This is a genomic window from Microcoleus sp. OTE_8_concoct_300, assembly GCF_031383065.1.
Lineage (GTDB): Bacteria > Cyanobacteriota > Cyanobacteriia > Cyanobacteriales > Microcoleaceae > Microcoleus.
This window is the reverse complement of the sequence record NZ_JANMZH010000709.1, coordinates 1-1,177: the sequence shown is the minus strand read 5'-3', so window position 1 is coordinate 1,177 and position 1,177 is coordinate 1. Positions and strand designations below refer to the sequence as shown.

Sequence of the window (1,177 nt, the reverse complement as noted above, 5' to 3'; positions counted from 1 at the left end):
GGGCTTTTAGCTGTTGTTGGTCTGAGGGTGTCATTTTATTTACCTCATCTTTATTTGACGATTTTACTAGCTTTTTCATTTTAACTCTTTTTTGACACATTCGCATTCATTGAGATGCACCCATTTTCCTGTACTGTTTCTGCTGCAAATTGTTCCTTATTTTTTGTTAGCCGATAATCTTGCTGCTCAACTGTTGCGCCGTATTTCGCCCGAGCAACTGCAACATCTATCTGAGCTTTCTTAATTTTCTCAGCGCCTTTATAGCCAGCTTCCATCAGCCAGCCTTGAAACTCACGGAAACAGATTTGTGCGTCAATGAGTAGCTTAAATTTCTCTTTGATTTCGGTGATGTGGTCAAGGAACCATTTTGCTTGGATTGCCCGATCGCCGATCGCAGCCCAGCCCTGGGGCGTGAGTTGATTCAAGTTAGCGGTTGTGATGTTGAAAACATCATCCAACATTTGCTCCCCCTCAGCATCAAGAGCACCACCGACTAAGGTTGTGAGAAGGTAGGTTAATACATCTTGTTCTTGGTCAAGTTGTTGTTGCATTTATTTTCCTAATCTAATTGTGTTGAATCATTAGCAAGATTATCGATCCAGAATTTTGCGTTAACTAAAGCTGTTTCTGTGTTGTGCGAAACTCCTTCTTTGAGACGATCGTAAATACACCAATTCATTTCCTTCTTTGATTCAATCCATTTAAGCTTGATTACCCAGCCTAAATATTCATATTCCTCATCAGAATCAGAGTCAGATTCTACAACGCCTCTTACTTGGAGATTAAGCAACTGTTTCATAGCTAGGTTACTAACGGTGCGCTCTGACAACAAATTCAACAATTTATCTATAGCGATTCTCAGATAAATGAGGTATACAGAAACCCTGTATTGTCAAGCTTTCCAGGTCAAAATTCGTACCTCACCTTTTTGAGAAAGGCTATAACATTATTGCTTACCTCATGAGATTCTTCATCGTCATACTCCATAAAATCGTTAATCCACTTTTGGGCTGCTAGGAGGGAGGAAGCGGAGTCGGGGAGCATAACACTTATGCGATGAGTACAAATACTCAGACATACCCTACCCCTCATTAGTCCATAATTAAATATGTTTACCACTATCGCAAAATTATGAATCCAGAGAAACAAAGAAAGCTGCAAGAATATACCAGAGCAA

Annotated in this window: 3 protein-coding genes; all 3 read right to left on the bottom strand. The window is 40.0% G+C overall.

Features of this window, described 5'->3' with window-relative positions:
- Positions 1 to 80: 80 nt before the first annotated feature.
- Positions 81 to 551 carry a hypothetical protein gene (locus tag ACUVJL_RS31750; protein ID WP_445249466.1) on the bottom strand — a complete coding sequence of 157 codons (471 nt, stop codon included), beginning with the start codon at positions 549 to 551 and terminating at the stop codon, positions 81 to 83.
- An 8-nt stretch (positions 552 to 559) separates the two neighbouring features.
- Positions 560 to 799, bottom strand: coding sequence for a hypothetical protein (locus ACUVJL_RS31745; protein ID WP_445249465.1), 240 nt, complete (start codon positions 797 to 799; stop codon positions 560 to 562).
- A 107-nt stretch (positions 800 to 906) separates the two neighbouring features.
- Entirely contained in the window at positions 907 to 1,044 is a 138-nt protein-coding gene (locus tag ACUVJL_RS31740; RefSeq protein ID WP_445249464.1) for a hypothetical protein, read from the bottom strand.
- Between the last annotated feature and the right edge of the window lie 133 nt (positions 1,045 to 1,177).

Bases quoted from the DNA above. Each gene is read 5' to 3' on its own strand.
- ACUVJL_RS31750 (WP_445249466.1), bottom strand. From the start codon at position 551: ATGCAACAACAACTTGACCAAGAACAAGATGTATTAACCTACCTTCTC.
- ACUVJL_RS31745 (WP_445249465.1), bottom strand. From the start codon at position 799: ATGAAACAGTTGCTTAATCTCCAAGTAAGAGGCGTTGTAGAATCTGAC.
- ACUVJL_RS31740 (WP_445249464.1), bottom strand. From the start codon at position 1,044: ATGCTCCCCGACTCCGCTTCCTCCCTCCTAGCAGCCCAAAAGTGGATT.